Origin of the sequence: Sphingobacterium sp. 40-24, from assembly GCF_001899705.1 — a bacterium.
GTDB classification, from domain to species: domain Bacteria; phylum Bacteroidota; class Bacteroidia; order Sphingobacteriales; family Sphingobacteriaceae; genus Sphingobacterium; species Sphingobacterium multivorum.
Genome location: NZ_MKWH01000012.1, coordinates 1 through 5,038 on the forward strand (window position 1 = coordinate 1; position 5,038 = coordinate 5,038).

The window sequence follows — 5,038 nt, forward strand, 5'->3', positions numbered from 1 at the left end:
AATACACAGGGACTTACCCTGATGAAGATTACTTTCTATGAAGGTACCGAAATGGGTGAAGCGATAGCCAGTATCAATGCACTGTCCAACCGTTCGCAGGTATTCCTGCCACCGGGTGCTCCGCCACCGTTCATTATCCGTTTTGATGCCTCATCACAACCGGTTGGGCAATTGGTGTTCCGTAGCAATACAAAGACAAATAACCAGTTACAGGATATTGCAAACTTTAACGCCCGTCCGTTCCTGATTAAGATACCCGGCTTGACAACAGCCCCACCTTTCGGAGGTAGCCCGCGTACCATTGAGATCAATATCGATCCCTACAAGTTACGTTCACATAATTTATCTCCGGAACAGGTTGTTGAAGCCATCAGCAGAAACAACATTACATCCCCTTCCGGAAATATCTATATCGGGGATAAAAATTATCTGACACCGACCAATAATACGGTGAAGAATATAGAAGAACTGGGCGATGTGCCGATTTTCAAGGGCACAGTGGACAATGTGTATATCCGTGACGTAGCAACCGTTAAGGACGGTGCGGATATTGCCACAGGCTATGCCCTTATTGACGGAAAACGTTCCGTATATATCAACATTGCCAAGGCCGGTAATGCCTCTACACTCGATGTTGTCAATACGCTAAAGAAACAGCTGCCGGACATTCAGCGTAATATGCCAGATGACGTGAAGATATCCTATGAATTCGATCAATCGGTGTATATTTCCAACGCCTTGAAAAGCCTTGTTGTAGAGGGCGTACTGGGAGCTTTGCTGACCGGATTGATGGTACTGCTGTTCCTGAATGACCGCAGGGCGGCACTGATTGTGATCATGACCATTCCGATCTCTATTATCTCTGCTGTGCTTTTCCTTAAGCTCTTCGGACAGACCATCAATATCATGTCGCTTTCAGGTCTTGCACTGGCAATCGGTATATTGGTGGACGAGAGTACAGTGACCATCGAAAATATCCACCAGCACTTTGCTATGGGCAAGACAAAAGCACAGGCGATATGGGATGCGTGTAAGGAAATTGCATTTCCAAAACTGCTCATCATGCTATGTATCCTTGCCGTATTCGCACCGGCATTTATGATGACAGGTATTCCGGGATCGCTGTTTATGCCATTGGCAATGGCCATTGGTTTTTCGATGATTATCTCCTTCCTTTTATCACAGACTTTCGTTCCTGTGATGGCAAACTGGATGATGAAACACAATGTTGTAAACTGCGAAAACCCTGCACATAAAGAAGACAGGTTTACAAAGTTCAGGGAGAAATTTTCAAACTTCCTTTCGGGTCTGATGAAATTCAGGAAACCTATCGTGGGAATTAGCCTGATTGCTGTCATCCTTGCCGGAGCTGGTCTATACCTGATTACCGGAAAAGATGTACTTCCTACTTCCAATTCCAAACAATTTCAGGTAAGGCTTAAAGCCGCTGACGGAACCCGCATAGAAGTAACCGAGAAAAAGGTGAAAAATTTTCTTGAACTGCTAAAGGCTAAGGTCGGCAAAGATAATGTTGCGATATCATCGGTTTTTATCGGACAGCATCCTTCAACATTTGCCGTGAGCCCGATCTATCTGTACAATGCAGGGCCGCATGAAGCCCTGATGCAGGTAGCCCTTAAAGAATTTAACGGTAATTCAGATGAGCTGAAAGATGAACTCCGTCAATATTACAAGGAAAAAATGCCCGATCTGCAACTCTCATTTGAACCGATTGAACTAACGGAAAAAATCCTTAGCCAGGGAGCCAATAATCCTGTTGAGATCCGGGTATCGGGGATGATGAAGAAAATGAACATGATGACGGCAAATAAGCTTCTTGCAAAACTGAAGGAACTTGACTACATGCGTGATCAGCAAATTCCACAATCCATGAACTATCCGGCGATGCAGATCAATATTGACCGGACAAGGGCTGCCCAGTTGGGACTGGATGCACAGGATATCGCTAAATCACTGGTTGCCGCAACGGCATCGACACGTTATACCAATAAGAACTTTTGGGTTGGAGGTATGATGGGGATCGCTTACGATGTACAGGTTCAGACCCCTCAGAATATACTGAACAGCAAAGAGGAACTGGAAAATCTTCCCCTGACCAAAAACCAGGACAGGCCTGTATTAAGCGATGTTGCTACGGTGCTGCCTACAAAGGAAATGGGAGAAAGTTATAACCTTGGAACAATGGGCTATACAACGGTAACAGCCAACCTGCATAAAAAAGACCTTGAACAGGCGTCCAAAGATGTAAAAGCAGCAATAGCTTCTCTTGGTGAATTGCCAAAAGGGATAAATATTGAGGTTGCGGGACTTGCTCCTGTTCTGGACGAGACATTAGGCAGTCTTGCTTCAGGACTGTTGATCGCTGTCGTAGTCATATATCTGATGCTTTCTGCCACATTCCAGTCTTTTAGGGTTTCATGGGTAATTCTATCAACTGTTCCTTTTGTAATTGTGGGTGCGTTGGTTGCCCTGAACCTGACAGGTTCTACACTGAACCTTCAATCCTATATGGGAATGATCATGTCCGTCGGGGTGTCTATTGCAAATGCGGTGTTATTGATTTCAAATGCCGAAACCATTCGTAAATCTTCAAATGATGCACTTGGAGCAGCAATAGAAGCTGCCAAATTACGTATCCGTCCTATTGTCATGACCACGTTGGCCATGGTTGCCGGTATGTTACCGATGGCTATCGGATTTGGAGAGGGCGGTGATCAGGTATCTCCATTGGGACGTGCCGTAATCGGTGGGTTGATTTTCTCTACTTTCTCGGTATTGATCGTTCTCCCGCTTGTATTCGGTTGGGTTCAGAAAAAAGCATCCATTGTATCCAATTCGCTGCATCCAGAAGATGAGGAAAGTATTCACTTTGTAAACCTAAAAAAATAAAGAAATGAAATATATAACAATATTGGCAGCTTCATTTATAATGCTGCTGACCGCCTGCAATAATGAAACAAAAGAAGCAGCAAAGGAAGAACCTAAAAAAGGCGGCATGCCTGGTATGGGGATGGGAATGGGAATGATGATGAACCCTTGGGAAACTGTCGAAATATCTAAGTCCAACCCGAAGGTAATGCTGAAATTAGCTGGTGAGCTAAAGCCTGACCAACAGACAGCCCTGTTTGCAAAAGTTAACAGTTATGTAAAAAGTATCCGTGTAGATATCGGTGATAAAGTATCGGCAGGTCAGATTCTGGCAGTATTGGAAGCACCTGAAATCCAGTCGCAGGTAGCAAGTGCTAAGGCGAAATTGGAAGCTCAGGAAGCCATCTATTTTTCGACCAAAGCTACTTACGACAGGACAATGAAAGCCAACGAAACACAGGGAGCTATTGCAAAAGATGCGCTTGACCAGATCAAGGCCCGTAAACTTTCCGATGAGGCTCAGTTGAATGCCGCAAGGTCTGCCTATAATGAGATCAAGGATATCAATAATTACCTGGTGATCAAAGCTCCGTTCAGCGGAACAATCACGGATAGAAACGTGGATCTGGGTGCCTATGTGGGACCAATGAACAAAGAGCCTTTGTTGGTGGTGGAGAACAATCAGAAACTACGTCTAAATCTTTCCGTTCCGGAAGCCAATACGCCTTACCTTAAATTAGGTGACACGATCCGTTTCCACGTGAGATCACAGCCCCAGCAAAAGCATATTGCTCTGATCAGCAGAAAATCGGGAAGCCTTGACTTGAAACTCCGTTCTGAAAAGATCGAAGCCGATTTTATCAATAAGAATAATATCCTGAAACCGTATATGGTTGCTGAGACGGCCATTCCTTTACAAAATACGGAACCTACATTTTTTGTTCCCAAAACCGCAGTTGTTGAAAGCGGAATGGGCGTGTATGTGATACGTGTAGAGAATGGAAAGACCAAAAATGTTCCGGTGAGCAAGGGACGTGTAATGCCGGAACAGGTAGAAGTTTTTGGAGAACTTAATCAGGGAGACAAAATATTAAAAATGGGATCGGAAGAAATTCAGGAAGCTACTGAAGTTCCGAACAAACCAAATAATCCTAATAAAAAATAAACAAAATGAAAGTACAGTTCAAATTCTTAAGTATCGTGGCATTTGCCACGGTACTTCTCATCGGATGTAGCCAGAACAAAAGTAATGAAGGAACTTCAACTAATGAAGTTACTACAGCTACACCTGCAAGCAACGTAAAAAGTAACGAACCTAAAAAAGGCGACCATGTACCAAGCAACCTTGTCTGTATGGTAAATGATGCCTACATGGGCAAGCAACAATTGGAAGTTCCTTTTGATGGGAAAACCTATTATGGATGTTGTGAAATGTGCAAGAAGCGTATTCCACAGGATGAGAGTGTCCGCTATGCCCTAGACCCTCAAACGATGAAGAAAGTAGACAAAGCGACAGCTTATATCGTTCTGATTGCTGACGGCGGTGAGGTAGCCTATTTTGAAAATGAACAGAATTATACGGCATTTAAAAATGGAGTGAAATAACACAAGGTTATTGGTTGTATCGTCTGCTCAAGAATTGAATAGACGATTTCTGTTATAATCACCAAATCATGTAATCCTTATGAAAAAGATTCTGAATATAGTTCAAGGTGTGGAAGATGAGATAAATTCCATTATACTGGAAGCGAAGTACCCTGTGCATCAGGTAGAAGATACAATCAATACTATTTTACGTCACTTAGCCACCCTACGGAAATATGTTCAGGAAAATGGATTCAAATCTGAAGAAGATGAAATCCACTTTTTTAAAAACGTAAAACCCAAGGTTGTTTCAAGGCTTATATTTTTTAATTCTGTTTTTAAGATTGAGACAAAAAGGCCTAATGGAGGTAGAAAGGTAATCAGAAAATATCTGAATGCGGAACTTCATAAACTGCAACGTTTTTTTGAGAACAATCTCGAATTTTACAAGTATTACCGAACCAACAATACTTTTTTAGACCGTAAGTTATTCTTACGAGGTAATGCCGATGTAAAACTTAATCTTGATACATTTTTCTTCGAGGCAGACCCTACCTTTTCAACT

The 5,038-nt window shown here is 42.8% G+C and carries 4 protein-coding genes; all 4 read left to right on the top strand.

Going from position 1 to position 5,038, the window contains the following annotated elements:
* A partial coding sequence (locus BGP15_RS04880; RefSeq protein ID WP_286768850.1) for an efflux RND transporter permease subunit occupies positions 1–2,910 on the top strand: 2,910 nt, incomplete at its 5' end.
* A gap of 4 nt (positions 2,911–2,914) precedes the next feature.
* Positions 2,915–4,054, top strand: coding sequence for an efflux RND transporter periplasmic adaptor subunit (locus BGP15_RS04885; protein WP_286768851.1), 1,140 nt, complete (start codon positions 2,915–2,917; stop codon positions 4,052–4,054).
* Between the two features lie 5 nt (positions 4,055–4,059).
* A complete protein-coding gene (locus BGP15_RS04890) occupies positions 4,060–4,494 on the top strand; it encodes a hypothetical protein (RefSeq protein WP_148907514.1) in 435 nt (144 codons plus the stop codon).
* A 79-nt stretch (positions 4,495–4,573) separates the two neighbouring features.
* Positions 4,574–5,038, top strand: a 465-nt coding sequence (locus BGP15_RS04895; protein WP_286768852.1) for an RteC domain-containing protein, incomplete at its 3' end; no start/stop codon positions are given.

Excerpts from the sequence above, each read along its gene's own strand:
- BGP15_RS04885 (WP_286768851.1), top strand. The coding sequence starts at position 2,915 with ATGAAATATATAACAATATTGGCAGCTTCATTTATAATGCTGCTGACC.
- BGP15_RS04890 (WP_148907514.1), top strand. The coding sequence starts at position 4,060 with ATGAAAGTACAGTTCAAATTCTTAAGTATCGTGGCATTTGCCACGGTA.